The following is a 15,626-nucleotide window of genomic DNA, read 5'->3' on the forward strand; positions in this document are numbered from 1 at the left end:
CCATCCGCAACGCCTTGGCCTTCTTGGCACACGGCGCACAGACGCTCTCGACAGTCGATCCACACGGCACCGCGTCGTAGGCCGCGTCGCCCAGGTGGGGATTCAATCTGGGCACGCCAACGCTCGGGGGAGAAGCCCAGTGCGCCGATCTCGAAGAGGCACGACGTTAGTCACCGCAGGTACCGCAGTTCTGCTGGCCGCACTCACCGCTGTCACGCCGGCTCAAGCCGATCCGGTCAAGGCGGCCAAGACCATCACCGACCGCACCGCGTCTCAAATCGCCGCGCTGCAGAGCATCAAGAAGTCGCTCACCCCAGCTGAGTCCAAAGTGGACAGCACGCTCGTCGTGGAGGCGCGCAAGCGCACCCAGATCGGGACGAGTGCTCTGCCGCAGGTGCAGACCGGCGTCACCGTGACGTCGAAGGCCACCACGCTCGTGGACATCCGCGCCAAGCAGTACTCCGAGGACCTGGTCAACGCTGTCCGCGCGGCGGGCGGACAGATCCGGGCAGTGTCCGAAGAGAACCGCACCGTGCGCGCCGAGGTCCCGCTCGCGAAGCTCGCCGAGATCGCCGGACGTTCGGACGTCGCGCGCGTCGAGGCGGGCAGCGACGCGATGACGCAGGACGTGAAGAACAAGCGGGACAACAAGAACCGCAAGCAGGCTCCGTCCAAGGAGGACAAGGCCCGCGAGATCGAGCGCCGGCTCGCCGAGAAGCAGATGTCGGTGCAGGCGGCCAAGGTCAGCGAGAGCGACAAGGCCCACGCGGCCGAGGCGGCACGTGGCTCGTTCCACGTGACCGGTGTCGGCGTGAAGCTGTGCGCGCTGTCGGACGGCGTCAACTCGCTCAGCGTCTCGCAGGCGGCGGGCGAGCTGCCCGCGGTCGACGTGCTTGCGGGCCAGCAGGGTTCCGGTGACGAGGGCACGGCGATGCTCGAGATCCTGCACGATCTCGCGCCCAACGCCGAGCTCGGCTTCGCGACGGCGTTCAACGGTGACGCGAGCTTCGCCGACAACATCAAGAAGCTGCGCTTCCAGCTCGGCTGCGACGTGATCGTCGACGACGTCATCTACTTCAACGAGTCGCCGTTCCAGGACGGCATCATCGCGCGCGCCGTGGACGCGGTCGCCGCGGACGGCGCGCTGTTCTTCTCCAGCGCGGGCAACCAGGGCAACGTCGCGGACGGCACCGCGGGCCACTGGGAGGGCCAGTTCGTCGACTCCGGTGTGGGCGTCGGCAAGTTCGCCGGCACCGCGCACGACTTCGACCCGAACCCGAACGCCAAGCAGCTGTTCGACCCGCTGTCGAACTTCTCCGGCGACACCCCGGTGACGCTGCACTGGGCCGACCCGCTCGGCCAGTCGTTCAACGACTACGACCTCTACCTGGTCAACGCCCAGGGCAACGTCGTCACGTTCAGCCAGAACAACCAGGACGGCGCGCAGGACCCGTTCGAGCGCCTCAACACCCCGGCGAGCTCCACCGGCACGCGCCTCGCGGTCGTGAAGTTCCGCGGTGACGACAAGTACATCGACCTCTCGCTGTTCGGCGGCCGCTTCGCCGACTCGAGCGACGGTCTCAAGAAGTTCGTCACGCCGGGCATGACCCGCGGCCACTCGGCGGCGAAGGGCGCGATCTCGGTCGCGGCCGCTCCTGCCGCGGCGGCACTGCCGTTCGACCTCGAGCCCGGCGACCCGGCCAACCCGAAGGGCCCGTTCCCGGAGGCCTACAACGGCGCGCAGAAGCCGGAGCGCTTCACCTCCGACGGCCCGCGCAAGACGTTCTTCGCGCCCGACGGCACGCCGTTGGCCGAGACGCGGCAGAAGCCGGACATCACCGCGGCTGACGGTGTCTCGACGTCGGTGCCGGGCTTCTCGCCGTTCTTCGGCACGTCGGCCGCGGCCCCGAACGCCGCCGCGATCGCCGGTCTGATCCTGTCGGGCAACCCGACGCTCAAGCCCGCTGACGTCAAGGAAGCCCTTGTCGCCACGGCAATTGACATCGTCGAGTCCGGTGTGGACAACCGCACCGGTGCCGGCATCGTGATGGCGGACAAGGCGCTGGCCTACACGGGTGCGTCCCCGCAGGCGCTGGCCCGTGCTGGGCGTCCGACGATCGTCAACGACGCCGACGGCAGCCAGTACCTCAAGCCGGGTACCACTTCCACGGTGACCGTGCCGGTGACGAACAACGGAGATGGTTCCGCCGCTTCGACTTCCGTCGTGCTGACCACTTCGTCTCCCGGCGTGACCATCGCGCCGCGGTCGAAGTACTACGGCAACATCGATGTCGGGCAAACGGTTTCCAACACGTTCAAGGTGACCGTGCCGGCAACGGCAGCTCTGGGATCCGCGGTCAAGCTGGACGCTCGGGTGACCTTCTCCGGGGCGACCTCGCCCACGGCGGAGTCGTTCACCTACCGGGTTGGTGAGCCTTCTCGCGAGTTCAAGTCGTTCGCCTACACCGGGGCTCCGGTGGCCATTCCGGACAACGACCAGACCGGTGTGTCGATCTCGGTGCCGGTCACCGGTGTCGGCGGGGCTTCGAACCTGAAGTTCTCCATCGACGGGGCCACCTGCTCGGCCGCTGACGGCGCCACGACCGTGGGCATCGACCACACGTTCGTCGGTGACCTGGTGGGGACGCTGACCTCGCCGTCCGGCAAGTCGGTCACGCTGTTCTCGCGCTCCGGCGGAGGCGGCAACAACATCTGCCAGGCCGTGTTCGACGACTCGGCGACGCGGTCGTTCTCGTCCGTGCTGGCCGGGGACGCGCCGTTCACCGGCTCCTGGAAGCCGGCCACGGGGACGTTGTCCTCGCTGCTGGCTGACCCGGCCGACGGCAACTGGACGTTCAAGGTCCAGGACGTCGTCGGTTCGGACAAGGGCTCGATCCGGAACGTGACCCTGCAGGTTGCCGGCTGGGTGTGACGTTGGTCAGCTGATGAGGGAAAGGCCCCTGGCTTGCTGGGGGCCTTTCTTCAGGCCTTCGCATCGCTGACAGCCCCACGCGGGTGCATAGACGCGTGAGGGGCGTTTCCCTGGTGGGAAACGCCCCTCACGGACAAGAAGAACCTAGCGGTTCGGCCACTCCCAGCGGATGCCGAAGACGCCGGGACCGAAGCCGAGCGCCACCGCGTGCACGCCGCCGCCCGAGTCCAGGGTCAGGTTCCGGCGGCGCGACGGGGTTTCGTCGCCTGCCGGGACGCTGTACTGCTGGACGCGCGAGGGGAGGTTCGCCTCGTCGAAGCGGACCTCGATCACGTACTCGCGGACCGGAAGGCGGAACTTGCGCGCGAACGTGTTGTTGCCCTTTGGTGCGTGGCCCTCGGGGAACACCAGCTGGTATTCCATGATGAGCGTTTCGCCGCGCGTCAGGGGACGTTCGAACATCATCTCCGCGACCATGATGTTGGCTTCGTGGTCGCGGGCGATGCGGCCCAGGTGGCAGTTGCGCACGTTCACGATCTCGGGGAGAACGTCGCTCTCCTCGGTCTCGAAGACGAGCGCCCAGCGGTCCGGGCCGTCCTGCTCGGCGCGGAGGATCTGGCGCACCCACACGGATTTCTGCCCGCCGTCGGCAGAGATCTCGATGCGGTCGTGCTGGCTGATCCTGCCGAGCTTCAGGTCGGAGGACGTGTCGACCTTCGAGAGCAGGTTCGCGACCCGCTCACGACGCGCCCAGAGGGCGTCGATCGGCATCATCGTCGTCGGGCGGCAACGGCGGCCTCGCGGACGAGGTGGACCGAGCAGCGCCGAGAGACCTGACTGAGGCACGCCCAGGACCGACTCGAGATGCCGAAGCGCCTCCAGCGATTCAGGGCGTTCAGGCCTTCGCCGTCCTGACTGCCAGTAGCTGAGCGTCGCGACGCTGATCGTCACGCCGCGCAGTGCCAACCGGTGCTGGATGCGGTCGAGACTGAGACGGCTCGCCTTGATCGCAGCCCTCAACGCTTCCGGGAACGGTCCCGTCGTCAAGAGTTGCGTAAGGCTGCCGTGGCCCGTTGAGTCAGTGTCGTCAACGGTCAGTGTTGGTCGACCGGCAGCAGTCGTCATGGTGACTCCCCGCTGTCATAAGATCACGCCCCAGTGACCCTACCCGTCCGTGAACATCGCTGGTCGGAGCCGGATGGAGTCAATGGTTAATCCATACGGTTGATGAGTTCACGCTTTCGAGACCCATCTGTCAAGCATTCCGAACCGATCAGTAACATTTACGTGCCGTTCACGGCCCGTATCGGGCTGGCTCTAGTGTGTGCACGGTGAACGACCTCGACGTGCTGACCTCCGTGGCCGGCGCGGTGCTCGGACCCGGTCCGCACGCGGTCGTCGACCTGCTCGACGTTGTTCCCGGCGTCCAGGTGGACGCGGTGCGGGCGACGGACGACCTGCTGCCCAGGCTCGCGCACGAGGAATCCCTCGCGAACATCCTCATGCTCGCCCACGCGTCGCTCAGACCTGGCGGTGTCCTGGTGGCGGCCGTGCCCGAGCTCGACCGGCTCGGCGCGCTCCGGCCGACCGCGCCGCCGCCCAAGGTGAACGGTGACCGGGTCACGGTGCAGCTCTGGGACTGGGCTCCCGACGGCCTGTCTTACGGCCTGGAGGTCGTGACGCTGCTGAGGGGTACCTCGGGGTGGGAGATCGCCGGATCGGCCTCCACGCGGCACAGGGTCCTCCCCGCCGCCGAGATGGAGGAGGCGCTGAACGCCGCCGGGTTCATGAGCGTTCAACGACTTTCGCCGCACGAGAGCGGCTACCGCGTGCCCGTGTGGGTGGCGGTCAGGTGAGCCGGGTCCGGCCGGTTCCCGGCGGACGGGCCGTCGAGGTCGAGCCGGAACGCGTCGAGGGCTGGATCGCCAGGTTCGCGGAGCGGCACGGCGCCATCCAGACCCGCGTCGACGACCACGTGCGCATCACCGCCGAGGACGGCGCCACGGCCACGTTCAAGACGCGCGGCGGTACCTCTGTGGAAGAGGTGATTGAAAATCTGACCACACCGCGCCGGATCGGCCTGATCCTCGTGCGGCTCGGCGGGCACAGCGTCGGGGTGGCGAACGGCGGCAAGGTCGAGGTGTCGGCCACTGACCGCAAGCAGGTGCACGGCCGCATCAGGGCCGGCGGGTGGTCGCAGCAGCGGTTCGCCCGGCGGCGCGAGGGGCAGGCCCGCGTCGCGCTGCAGGCCGCCGCGGACGACGTGTTCCGGGTGCTGGTGCCGAGGCTCGCCCAGCTGGACAGCGTGGTGCTCGGCGGCGACTGGCAGGCGCTCGACGTGTTGCGCAACGATCGCAGGCTGCGAGACGTCTTCGGCAAGGCCGAGGACCGGGTGCTGGACGTCCCCGAACCGCGGCGCGCGATTCTCGACGAGGCCGCCGAGCGGGCCCGGTGTGTCGAGATCGTGATCCAGGACACAGGGGCAACCGAAGGTGAGGCCGGCCGCATGGATACGGGTGAGGGTGCCTGACCAGGCGCCACCGGACATGCTGGAGTCGCGAAGTGCGCAAACGAATGATGATCGTGGCGGGAGCGGTCGTGCTGGGAGGTGTCGGCATCGCCGTGCCCGCGCTGGCGCTGAGCGGTGGCGGCTCGCCGGATGCTCCGCCCACGACCTCGGCTCCGCGGCCGCCCACCTCGCTGCCGACGACGCCGCCGTACCCGCCCACCACCGCTCCGCCCTCGTCGCTGCCGACCACGCCCGAGCACCCGCCGACGACCGCGCCACCGCAGCCGACCACCACCAGGCCGGAGTACCCGCCGAGCACGTCGGTCCAGCCGACGCCGCTGCCGACGACCCCGCAGTACCCGCCGACGACGTGGACGCCGCCGTCGCCGTCCTCCACGATCCCGACGACGCCGCCGGTCTCGTCGACCCCGGCCCGGTGAGGAGTCACCGCTGAACTGGGAGGCCGAGTTCACCGACTGCTTCGACCGGTGCGCCGACTCGATGCGCTTCACCGCGTTCTTGTTGTGCGGCAACTGGCATGAAGCGGAAGACGTGATGCAGTCGGCGTTCTTGAAGCTCTACCTGGCCGGTCCCAGGCTCGCGGACCGGTCGGGGCTGGAACCGTACCTGCGTCAGATCGTCGTGCGGACGTTCCTGGCTGAACGCCGCAAAGTGCGCTGGCGCAGGGAGAAGCTGACTGACGCACCCCCAGAAGGCCTGTCCTCTGCTGCAGGGGCGGAGGACAGGCTGGTGGTGTGGCAGGCGCTCACCGCCGTGCCCGCACGGCAACGCGCTGTGCTCGTGCTGCGCTTTTGGCACGATCTCAGCGTCGAGGACACCGCGACTGCGCTGAACTGCTCGACGGGCACGGTGAAGTCGCAGAGCAGCAAGGGCCTGGAGACGTTGCGGCGCAAGCTGGGGCCGGAGTTCGATCAGTTGAGGCTGGAGGTGTGATGGTTCGCGAAGACGACCTGCGGGCGACTTTCTCCGCTCTGCACGCGGAAGAGGCGCCACCGCGTGCCGTCACGGCCGCCGACCTGATCCACCGCGGCCAGGCCGTCCGGACCCGGCGGCGCACGATCGCCGTGGTCGGCACGGGGCTCGCGACCGTGGGCGTCGTGGCCGTGGCGCTCGCCGTGCTGCCGGCCGCGACGCCGCCGGAACCCGCGACACCGCCGGGGCCGTCGATGACGACCTCGCCGCAGCCGACCGAAACACCGTTGCCGACCACGCCGGAGTACCCGCCGACGACCGTGCAGCCGCCGGGCTCGACCCGGCCGAACGTGCCGCCGACCCAGTCGACGACGTTGCCCAGCCCGCAGTCGACGCCGGGCACCCCACCGCAGACCAACCCGCAGACGACGTTCAGCCCGTCGTTCTCGTCGCTGGTCTCCACGCCGCAGACGTCCCGTTGATCGATCGGCACCAGCACAATTCCGCTATGACTGCTCAGATCAAGCTCGTCGAGATCACCGACGCCAACCGCGACGCCGTGGTCGCCCTGCGCGTGCACCCCGCCCAGGAACGGTTCGTCGCGTCCGTCGAGAACTCCTTCCGGGACGCGGAGAGGCATCCCGAGGCGAAACCGTGGTTCCGCGCGGTCTACGACGGCGACGTGCCGGTCGGGTTCGTGATGGTGAGCTGGAACCTGGTTCCCGGGCCGGAGATGCGCGGGCCGTACTTCCTGTGGCGGCTGCTCGTCGACGCGCAGCAGCAGGGGCGCGGTTACGGCACGGCGATCCTCGACGAGGTCGTGAGGCGGATCCGCGCAGCCGGGGCGACCGAGCTGATCACCAGCTGCGTGCCGGGGGAGGGCTGCCCCGAGCCGTTCTACCGCCGCTACGGCTTCGTGCCGACGGGTGAGATCGACGCGGACGGCGAGGTGGTCCTCAGCCTGGATCTCAGCGCGCGACCGTGAAGTGCCGGTCGGAGCCCGGTTCCGCGAGCTCGTCGAGGATCGCCACGGCCAGGTCCTCGGCCGAGATCCGGGACGGGCCGGTCAGCAGCACATCCGAGCCGCGCCGGTAGGTGCCGGTGCGCTCGCCCGGTTCGAGCAGCGCGGGCGGGCTGACGTAGACCCAGTCCGCTGAGTGCGCTCGGCACACCTCAAGCTGGTGCACGCTGGCCGCCGCGATGGGACGGATGTGCCGTGGCACGTAACGGTCGTCGTCGATGACGAGACCACCGTTCGGTGAGTGCAACGGACCAGCGCCGCCCACCACGATGATCCTGGTCCGGGTGGCGTGTGCGGCGTCCAGCAACGCCTTGGTCGCCGGACCGGCGGCTGCCTCGTCGCCCGGTCGCGGCCGGGTCGCGGCGACGAGACCGCCCACTCCGGACAGCAGGCCCTCCATCAGCTCGCGGTCGGTCGCATCACCTCGTACGGCACGCACTCCTGGAATCTCGGGCAGCTGGTTGCGGAACACCGCCGTCACGTCGTGTCCGCGTAGCAAAGCCTCCGCCACCACGCGCGACCCGACCATGCCGGCGGCGCCGACGACGGCGAGCTTCATCGGAGCGCCGCCTCGGCGAGCACGGGTGCCGGACGCTGGCTGGCCACGATCGCGGCCAGGGCGAGTGCGAAACCGAGGAGCTGCAACGGGTTCAGCATCTGGCCGAGCACCACCACACCGAGCACCGCGGCGACCATCGGCGAGAGCAGGCCGAGCATCGACACCGACGTGACCGGCAGGGTCGTGATCGCGCGGAACCACAGCACGTAGGCGAGCAGGCCGCCGATGCCGCCGAGCCACAGGTAACCGAGCGCGGCCGGGAGGTCGATCGCCGGAGGCGCGCCCTCGAACAGGAACGTCACCGGCACCAGGAACAGGCCGCCCGCACTCAGCTGCCAGGCCGCGAACGTCGTCGGGCTCGCCTCGGCAGGCCTGCCCCACTTCTTCGTCAGCGTCACGCCGAGCGCCATCGTCGCGGCGCCACCGAGTCCGGCCAGGACGCCGATCACGTCGAACCCGGCGGCTGGGCCTAGGACCACCAGTCCGACGCCGATCAGGCCGGTCACGCCCCACGCGAACCGCCACGCCGAGGGACTCTCCTTCAGCACGCCGACCGCCAGCGCCGCGACCACGAGCGGTTGTGCGGCGCCCAGGGTGGCCGCGACGCCGCCGGGCAGGCGCTCGGCCGCGATGAACAGGAACGGGAAGAACAGGCCGATGTTGAGCACGCCGAGGACGGCGGCCCTGGCCCACCACTGTCCGTGCGGCAGGGTGCGGGTGATCGCCAGCGCGATGAGGCCTGCGGGCAAGGAACGGAGCAGACCGGCGAAGAGCGGATGACCGGCGGGCAGCAGCTCGGTCGTCACGACATAGGTCGAACCCCAGACGACCGGTGCGAACGCGGCGAGCGCGGTGCGGAAGTGGTTTCTCACGTTCCCCAGTGTTCGGCCGGTAGATCGATGAGTCCAACACATGCTTTTCATCCGATCCATCGTGATTCAAGATAGATCGATGGAGCTCCAGCAGCTGCGGTACGTCCTGGCGGTGGCCGAGACCGGCAGCTTCACCAAGGCGGCCCGGCAGTGCCTCGTGGTGCAGTCGGCGTTGAGCCACCAGATCGCGCGGCTCGAACGCTCGTTGGGCGCCCGGTTGTTCGACCGCACGAGCCGCAGCGTCCGGCTGACCCCGGCGGGTGCCGCGTTCCTGCCGTCGGCCCGCCAGTGCCTCGCCGCCGCGGAACGGGCGGCGGCCGAGGTCGCGGCGGCGGTGGGGGAGGTGCGCGGACGGGTCGTGGTCGGGGTGATCCCGACCGTTGCCGCTGTCGACCTGCCCGCCGCGCTGAAGGTGTTCCGCGAGAGGTATCCGCAGGTGAGGGTCGCTTTGGGGATGGCGCCGAGCCACGAGCTCGTCGAGCAGGTGCGGTCGGGTGCGGTTGATCTGGCGTTCCTCGGGCTGCCGCTCGGCTCTCAGCCCGAGGGCGTGCGCGGGCACGAGCTGGGGCGCGACGATCACGTTGCCGTGGTGGCGCCGTCGCATCCCCTTGCGGGGCAACCGAAAACCGATCTCCAGACGCTCGCGGGCGAACTGTTCGTCGACTTCCCCGCGGGTTCGCCCGGACGCATGCAGTCCGATCAGGCGTTCGCCGCGGCCGGGCTGCACCGCGAGGTGGCGTTCGAGGTCACCACCGCCGAGCTGATGGCCGGGTTGCTGCGCGAAGGACTCGGTGTCGCGGTGCTGCCGTCGCGGTACACGCCACGGCTGAGCGGGGTGGTGACCCTGCCGATCACCAACGGGCCGGCACGCGTGGAGCACCTGGTGTGGAGCGCGGCCGGGCTCACTCCCGCCGCGGCCGCGTTCCTCGACGTGCTCGGTGTTTCCCCGGACTAACCAGCGGTGCCGGTCGCGAGAATGCCGCCGTCGACGCGCACGGTCTCGCCGGTGATCCACGAAGCGCCGTCCGAGCAGAGGAAGGCCACGAGCGAGGCGACGTCCTCGGGCGTGCCGAAGCGCTTCATCGGGTACGCCTGGGCGGCTTCCTCGCGGCCGCTCCACAGCGCCTCGGCGAACTTCGTCTTCACCACGGCGGGCGCGACGGCGTTCACGCGCACCTTCGGGCCGAGCTGCCACGCCAGCTCCTCGGTGAGGCGGATCAGCGCCGCCTTGGAGGCCCCGTACGCGGCGATCACGCCCGTGGACCGGATGCCGCCGACCGACGCGATGTTCACGACCGCGCCGCCGTGCTCGCCCATCCAGGCCTTCCAGGCGAGCTGGGTGAAACCGAGCGCTGCCACCACGTTGACGTCGAAGATCTTCCGGACGGCGTTGAGGTCGGCGTCCATCAGGAAGCCGAACTGCGGGTTGATGCCGGCGTTGTTGACCAGGACGTCGAGGCTGCCGAACTCCTCGACCGTGCGCGCCACGACCTCCTCGCGCGAGGCGTCGTCGCCCGCGTTGCCCTGGATCGTGAGCACCTTGCCGCCGAGCTCCCGCGCCGCCTCGGCGAGCTGGTCGGCCTTGCGGCCGGTGATGGTGACGGCGGCGCCGCGGGAGAGCAGCTCGCGCGCGATGCCGAGGCCGATGCCGCGGGACGCGCCGGTGACCAGCGCCGTCTTGCCGGAGAAGTCTTCGCTCATGGCCGGCAAATCTATGCGTCTGGCCACAGGTGGGAAATTCGATGGTCGCGACCCCGTAGGATGGTTCCCGTGATCCTCCTCGAGTAGGCCGACCCGGACGTGCCATCCCTTGTCATGCCCGGACCAATTTCTGCTCGGAGTTTCTCTTGATCACCGCAACTGACATGGAGTTGCGCGCGGGCTCACGCATTCTCGTGAGTGGCGCCAACCTGCGCGTTCAGCCCGGCGACCGGATCGGCCTCGTGGGCCGCAACGGTGCCGGCAAGACCACTTCCCTGCGCGTCCTCGCGGGTGAGGGCCAGCCCTACGGCGGCGACATCACGCGCAAGGGCGAGCTCGGCTACCTGCCGCAGGACCCGCGCGAGGGCGACCTGTCGGTCATCGCCAAGGACCGCGTGCTGTCCGCGCGCGGCCTCGACCAGCTGCTCCGCGACATGGAGAAGGCCCAGTCGAAGATGGCCGAGCTGGTCGACCCCGACGAGCTCGAGGTCGCCGTCACCAAGTACGGCAAGCTCGAGGAGCGCTTCGCGGCGCTCGGCGGGTACGCCGCCGAGTCCGAGGCCGCCCGCATCTGCTCGAACCTCGGCCTGCCGGACCGCGTGCTGGAGCAGCAGCTCAAGACGCTGTCGGGTGGTCAGCGCCGTCGTGTCGAGCTGGCGCGCATCCTGTTCGCCGCGTCCGAGGCGGGCATCGGCGCCAAGTCGAGCACGATCCTGCTGATCGACGAGCCGACGAACCACCTCGACGCCGACTCGATCACGTGGCTGCGGGGCTTCCTCAAGTCGCACGACGGTGGGCTCGTGGTGATCTCGCACGACGTGGAGCTGCTCGACGACGTGGTGAACAAGGTGTGGTTCCTCGACGCCATTCGCGGCGAGGTCGACATCTACAACCTGGGCTGGAAGAAGTACCTCGAAGCCCGTGCGACGGACGAGAAGCGCCGTCGCCGTGAGCGCGCCAACGCCGAGAAGAAGGCCGGCGCGTTGATGACGCAGGCCGCCAAGATGGGCGCGAAGGCCACGAAGGCCGTTGCGGCGCAGAACATGGCGAAGCGCGCCCAGAAGCTGCTCGACGGTCTCGACGAGGTGCGCCAGAGCGACAAGGTCGCGAAGATCAGCTTCCCGGCGCCCGCCCCGTGCGGCAAAACTCCTTTGATGGCAGAGGGTCTGAGCAAGTCCTACGGCTCGCTGGAGATCTTCACCGGCGTGGACCTGGCCATCGACAAGGGTTCCCGCGTCGTCGTGCTCGGCTTCAACGGTGCCGGCAAGACGACGTTGCTGCGGTTGCTGGGCGGCAGCGAGAAGATGGACGCGGGCAAGGTCGTGCCAGGCCACGGCCTGAAGATCGGCTACTTCGCGCAGGAGCACGAGACGCTCGACCACAACGCGTCGGTGTGGGAGAACATCCGGCACATGGCGCCGGACGAGCAGGAGCAGCGGCTGCGGTCGTTGCTCGGCACGTTCCTGTTCACCGGCGAGCAGCTCGACCAGCCCGCGGGCACGTTGTCCGGTGGCGAGAAGACGCGACTGGCGCTCGCCGGTCTGGTGTCGTCGGCCGCGAACGTGCTGCTGCTCGACGAGCCCACCAACAACCTCGACCCGGCCTCGCGCGAGCAGGTTCTCGACGCGCTGCGGCGGTACGAGGGCGCGGTCGTTCTCGTGACGCACGACCCCGGCGCGGTCGAGGCTTTGGAGCCCGAGCGAGTGATCCTGCTGCCCGACGGCACCGAGGATCATTGGTCGGAGGACTACCTCGAGCTCGTGCAGCTCGCGTGATCTCCACCCCTCAAAGGATTACCGTACGCGCTCTGTGATCAACTGAGTGTGATCGAATCGACCGTTCGGCGATCTCTTTGCTTGATCACCTGGCGTTCTGCCGGTTCCTGTTCGATCATTGCGACGACAGGGGCCGTAGAACGGCCCGACCTGCTCGTACGGAAGGCGGGACAAGGTGGCTGACCTGAAGAAGGGTGCCCGGATCACCGGCGCCACGCGGGACAAGCTGGCCGCTGACCTGAAGAAGAAGTACGAAAAGGGCGCGAGCATCCGGGCTTTGGCTGAAAGCACCGGGCGTTCCTACGGCTTCGTGCACCGGGTTCTGTCGGAATCCGGCGTCACGCTGCGCGGTCGCGGTGGCGCCACCCGGACGAAGAAGAAGTAGCCACAACCCAGACTGCTACTCTCCGGTAACTAGCTTCTAGTCCGCCGGAGGTAATCACCATGCCAGTGCCCGCTATCGACGCTGGTGTGCTCGAGCGCGGTGGTGTTCGGCTCGCTATTTCGGGGCCTCTCGCGACCGTGACGCTCGATCGTCCTGACGTGCTCAACGCACAGACGCCCGCCACCTGGGCGGCGTTGCGGCACATCGGTGATCAGCTGGACCCGGACGTCCGCGTCGTGGTCGTCCGGGGTTCCGGCCGTGCCTTCTCGGCGGGGCTGGACCGGCGCATGTTCACCGGTGAGCCCGTCGACGGCGAACCCGGCGGCCTGCCGGGAATGTTGTCTTTGCCTGCCGCGGAGGCGGACGCGAAGATCGCAACCTATCAGGCCGGGTTCACCTGGCTGAGCGACCCGGCACGCGTGACGATCGCCGCGGTGCAGGGGCATGCCATCGGCGCGGGCTTCCAGTTGGCGCTGGCGTGCGACTTCCGCGTGCTCGCCGAGGACGCGCAGTTCTGCATGGCCGAGACCGGGCTGGGTCTGGTGCCCGATCTCGGCGGGACGCTGCCTCTCGTGCGACTCGTGGGGTACTCGCGCGCGGCCGAGATCTGCGTGACCTCTCGCCGGGTTCCGGCAGCGGAGGCGTTGCAGATGGGCCTCGCGAACTCCGTCGTGCCCTTGGCCGACCTGGACTCCGCCGTCGAGTCCTTGGTGGCTTCGGTTCTGAAGCCGTTGCCGGGTGCTGTTTCCGAGACGCTCGCCCTGATCGCTTCGGCGGCTGCCGGGCCGTCCCTGGACTCGCAGCTCGCGGTGGAGCGCGCCGCTCAGCTGCGCCGCATCAACGCGCTGGCCGCACTGTCCGCCCAGGGCTGAATTCTCCCAGGTCAGGGAATTGTCAGACCCATGTGCTGTTCTATAGGGCGTGGACGGTTACAGCTCCTGGCGATTCATGATGGGGGTGACCACGGACGCGCCTGCCAAGGTGCGCCGCGGCACCTTCCGGCGCGTGCTGGCCTTCGCCGGGCCGCACCGGGCGAAGCTCCTCTTCTTCCTGCTGCTGACGGTGATCTCGTCAGTTCTCGCGGTGACCACTCCGCTGCTGGCCGGCCGGGTGGTCGACGCGATCGTCGGCGGGTCCGCGCCGTCGGTCGTGGTGTGGCTGGCCGTGGTCATCGCGCTGGTCGCCGTCGTGGACGCCGGGCTGGGCGTGGTCGAGCGGTGGCAGTCCACCCGCATCGGCGAGGGGCTGATCTACGACCTGCGGCGTGCGGTGTTCGGGCACGTGCAGAAGATGCCGGTCGCGTTCTTCACCCGCACTCGTACCGGTGCGCTGGTCTCCCGGCTGAACAACGACGTGATCGGGGCTCAGCGGGCGTTCACGTCCACGCTGTCCGGGTTCGTCACGAACATCATCCAGCTGGCGCTCTCGCTCGGCGTCATGTTCACGCTGTCCTGGCAGGTCACCGCGTTGGCGCTGGTGTTGCTGCCCGTGTTCGTGCTGCCCGCCAAGCGGATGGGGCGGCGGATGGCGGACATGCAGCGCGAGGCCTCCACGTTGAACGCCTCCATGGTCACTCAGTCGACCGAGAGGTTCTCGGCGCCAGGGGCGACGCTGGTGAAGTTGTTCGGGCGGCCGGAGCGCGAGGAAGCCGAGTTCTCGGACAAGGCCGCGAAGGTCCGGGACATCGGGATCCGGACCGCGATGGCCACCCGGTGGTTCATGACCGGGCTGACGCTGGTGTCCGCGTTGGCTCAGGCGTTGGTGTACGGGCTGGGTGGGTACTTGGCGCTGACCGGGCATCTGGCCGCGGGCACCGTGGTTTCGCTGGCGTTGCTGCTCACCCGGTTGTACGCGCCGCTGACTGCTTTGGCGAACGCTCGCGTTGACGTGATGACGGCGTTGGTGTCGTTCGAGCGGGTGTTCGAGATCTTGGATCTCAAGCCGATGATCGAGGAGCGCGCTGACGCGCGAGGGCTGCCTGGTGGGGCCGTGTCGGTCGAGTTCGACGACGTTCGCTTCGCTTATCCCGCCGCGGACAAGGTGTCGCTGGCTTCGCTGGAGTCTGTGGCCACTTTGGACACTCGTGGGGGCGAGGAGGTGTTGCACGGCATCAGCTTCAAGGCTGAGGCCGGGCAGCTGGTTGCGCTTGTCGGGTCGTCCGGGGCGGGGAAGTCGACGCTTGCTTCGCTGGTGCCTCGGTTGTACGACGTTGATTCTGGGGCGGTTCGACTGTCTGATGTGGACGTTCGGGATCTGACGTTCGAGGCGCTGCGGTCGACTGTCGGGGTGGTTACCCAGGACGGGCATCTGTTCCACGACACGATTCGGGCGAACTTGGAGTATGCGGCGCCAGGGGCTTCTGATGACGAGTTGTGGGACTCGTTGCGGCGGGCCCGGTTGTTGGAGCTCGTGGCGTCGTTGCCGGACCAGTTGGACACCGTGGTCGGGGAGCGTGGGTATCGGCTGTCTGGTGGGGAGAGGCAGCGGTTGACGATTGCTCGTCTGCTGTTGGCCAAGCCTCGCGTCGTGATCCTCGATGAGGCCACTGCGCACCTCGACTCGGAGTCCGAGGCTGCTGTGCAGGAGGCGTTGACTGAGGCGTTGGCCGGGCGGACCTCGTTGGTGATCGCGCACCGGTTGTCGACTATTCGGGCTGCTGATCAGATCTTGGTGTTGGAGCACGGGGAGATCGTGGAGCGGGGAACGCACACCGAGTTGATGTCGGCTGAGGGTCGGTACGCGGATCTTTACAACACTCAGTTTGCTGAGCCGCCTGTGGTCGGGGTTTCTCCTACGCCTCGGTTCAGTGATCGGGCTGGGGTTGTGGGCTGAGTCTGGCCGCCTGTCGGCGGGCGACTTGTGTCACCGTGCGCAGGCTGTCCCGGCCCACGTCGATGAAGGGCGCATTCATCCACCTCACGCGGATGAATGCGCCCTTC

The 15,626-nt window shown here is 68.8% G+C and carries 15 protein-coding genes and 1 pseudogene; 12 read left to right on the forward strand and 4 right to left on the reverse strand.

Annotated features, from left to right (window positions below):
• The first annotated feature begins 139 nt into the window (after positions 1-139).
• The gene (locus tag ABZX92_RS40725; RefSeq protein WP_355570828.1) at positions 140-2,932 is read left to right on the forward strand and encodes a S8 family serine peptidase; all 2,793 of its coding nucleotides are present in this window, start codon (positions 140-142) and stop codon (positions 2,930-2,932) included.
• Between the two features lie 144 nt (positions 2,933-3,076).
• Here the strand turns inward: ABZX92_RS40725 and ABZX92_RS40730 are convergent, their stop codons facing one another.
• On the reverse strand, positions 3,077-3,979 hold the full coding sequence (locus ABZX92_RS40730; protein WP_232837002.1) for a hypothetical protein: 903 nt from the start codon (positions 3,977-3,979) through the stop codon (positions 3,077-3,079).
• A 284-nt stretch (positions 3,980-4,263) separates the two neighbouring features.
• Between ABZX92_RS40730 and ABZX92_RS40735 the strand changes: the two genes are divergently transcribed.
• Genes ABZX92_RS40735 through ABZX92_RS40760 form a run of 6 tightly spaced genes read left to right on the forward strand, consistent with a single transcriptional unit; the run spans position 4,264 to position 7,359 of the window.
• Positions 4,264-4,788, forward strand: coding sequence for a hypothetical protein (locus ABZX92_RS40735; protein WP_355570829.1), 525 nt, complete (start codon positions 4,264-4,266; stop codon positions 4,786-4,788).
• Entirely contained in the window at positions 4,785-5,462 is a 678-nt protein-coding gene (locus ABZX92_RS40740) for an acVLRF1 family peptidyl-tRNA hydrolase (protein ID WP_355570830.1), read from the forward strand. Before ABZX92_RS40735 ends, ABZX92_RS40740 begins: the two co-directional genes overlap by 4 nt.
• Before the next feature lie 32 nt (positions 5,463-5,494).
• Positions 5,495-5,881, forward strand: coding sequence for a hypothetical protein (locus ABZX92_RS40745; protein WP_355570841.1), 387 nt, complete (start codon positions 5,495-5,497; stop codon positions 5,879-5,881).
• 10 nt (positions 5,882-5,891) lie between these two features.
• A complete protein-coding gene (locus tag ABZX92_RS40750) occupies positions 5,892-6,395 on the forward strand; it encodes a SigE family RNA polymerase sigma factor (protein ID WP_355570839.1) in 504 nt (167 codons plus the stop codon).
• Complete coding sequence (locus tag ABZX92_RS40755) at positions 6,395-6,856, forward strand: hypothetical protein (protein WP_355570831.1); 462 nt, start codon at positions 6,395-6,397, stop codon at positions 6,854-6,856. Before ABZX92_RS40750 ends, ABZX92_RS40755 begins: the two co-directional genes overlap by 1 nt.
• A 26-nt stretch (positions 6,857-6,882) precedes the next feature.
• Positions 6,883-7,359 (forward strand): GNAT family N-acetyltransferase, encoded by a 477-nt coding sequence (locus ABZX92_RS40760; protein WP_355570832.1) that lies wholly within the window; start codon positions 6,883-6,885, stop codon positions 7,357-7,359.
• Here ABZX92_RS40760 and ABZX92_RS40765 read toward each other — a convergent pair.
• The gene (locus ABZX92_RS40765) at positions 7,343-7,954 is read right to left on the reverse strand and encodes an NAD(P)H-binding protein (protein WP_355570833.1); all 612 of its coding nucleotides are present in this window, start codon (positions 7,952-7,954) and stop codon (positions 7,343-7,345) included. The two genes, ABZX92_RS40760 and ABZX92_RS40765, sit on opposite strands and share 17 nt — an antisense overlap.
• Complete coding sequence (locus tag ABZX92_RS40770) at positions 7,951-8,868, reverse strand: EamA family transporter (RefSeq protein ID WP_355570840.1); 918 nt, start codon at positions 8,866-8,868, stop codon at positions 7,951-7,953. The genes ABZX92_RS40765 and ABZX92_RS40770 overlap by 4 nt, the downstream gene beginning before the upstream one ends.
• A 37-nt stretch (positions 8,869-8,905) precedes the next feature.
• On the opposite strand from ABZX92_RS40770, the gene ABZX92_RS40775 reads away from it, so the two are divergent.
• Positions 8,906-9,781 (forward strand): LysR family transcriptional regulator, encoded by an 876-nt coding sequence (locus tag ABZX92_RS40775; protein WP_355570834.1) that lies wholly within the window; start codon positions 8,906-8,908, stop codon positions 9,779-9,781.
• On the opposite strand, the gene ABZX92_RS40780 is transcribed toward ABZX92_RS40775, so the two are convergent.
• The gene (locus ABZX92_RS40780) at positions 9,778-10,527 is read right to left on the reverse strand and encodes an SDR family oxidoreductase (protein WP_355570835.1); all 750 of its coding nucleotides are present in this window, start codon (positions 10,525-10,527) and stop codon (positions 9,778-9,780) included. The genes ABZX92_RS40775 and ABZX92_RS40780 overlap by 4 nt on opposite strands.
• A gap of 146 nt (positions 10,528-10,673) precedes the next feature.
• Here ABZX92_RS40780 and ABZX92_RS40785 point away from each other — a divergent pair, with 146 nt between their 5' ends.
• The 4 genes and pseudogenes from ABZX92_RS40785 to ABZX92_RS40800 all read left to right on the forward strand — a co-directional run bounded on the left by ABZX92_RS40785 (position 10,674) and on the right by ABZX92_RS40800 (position 15,519).
• Positions 10,674-12,302, forward strand: a complete 1,629-nt coding sequence (locus ABZX92_RS40785; protein ID WP_355570836.1) for an ABC-F family ATP-binding cassette domain-containing protein — start codon at positions 10,674-10,676, stop codon at positions 12,300-12,302.
• 166 nt (positions 12,303-12,468) lie between these two features.
• A pseudogene (locus ABZX92_RS40790) lies at positions 12,469-12,687 on the forward strand (helix-turn-helix domain-containing protein); the annotation flags it as partial.
• A gap of 59 nt (positions 12,688-12,746) precedes the next feature.
• Positions 12,747-13,559, forward strand: coding sequence for an enoyl-CoA hydratase/isomerase family protein (locus ABZX92_RS40795; protein ID WP_355570837.1), 813 nt, complete (start codon positions 12,747-12,749; stop codon positions 13,557-13,559).
• Between the two features lie 85 nt (positions 13,560-13,644).
• Entirely contained in the window at positions 13,645-15,519 is a 1,875-nt protein-coding gene (locus ABZX92_RS40800) for an ABC transporter ATP-binding protein (protein ID WP_355570838.1), read from the forward strand.
• Positions 15,520-15,626: the final 107 nt, after the last annotated feature.

The sequence above is a fragment of the Lentzea sp. NPDC006480 genome (assembly GCF_040611995.1).
Taxonomy (GTDB): domain Bacteria; phylum Actinomycetota; class Actinomycetes; order Mycobacteriales; family Pseudonocardiaceae; genus Lentzea.

What these genes read in the sequence shown, in the direction of transcription:
- ABZX92_RS40760 (WP_355570832.1), top strand. Translation starts at nt 6,883, where the DNA reads ATGACTGCTCAGATCAAGCTCGTCGAGATCACCGACGCCAACCGCGAC.
- ABZX92_RS40765 (WP_355570833.1), bottom strand. Translation starts at nt 7,954, where the DNA reads ATGAAGCTCGCCGTCGTCGGCGCCGCCGGCATGGTCGGGTCGCGCGTG.
- ABZX92_RS40770 (WP_355570840.1), bottom strand. Translation starts at nt 8,868, where the DNA reads ATGTGTTGGACTCATCGATCTACCGGCCGAACACTGGGGAACGTGAGA.
- ABZX92_RS40780 (WP_355570835.1), bottom strand. Translation starts at nt 10,527, where the DNA reads ATGAGCGAAGACTTCTCCGGCAAGACGGCGCTGGTCACCGGCGCGTCC.
- ABZX92_RS40795 (WP_355570837.1), top strand. Translation starts at nt 12,747, where the DNA reads ATGCCAGTGCCCGCTATCGACGCTGGTGTGCTCGAGCGCGGTGGTGTT.
- ABZX92_RS40775 (WP_355570834.1), top strand. Translation starts at nt 8,906, where the DNA reads ATGGAGCTCCAGCAGCTGCGGTACGTCCTGGCGGTGGCCGAGACCGGC.
- ABZX92_RS40755 (WP_355570831.1), top strand. Translation starts at nt 6,395, where the DNA reads ATGGTTCGCGAAGACGACCTGCGGGCGACTTTCTCCGCTCTGCACGCG.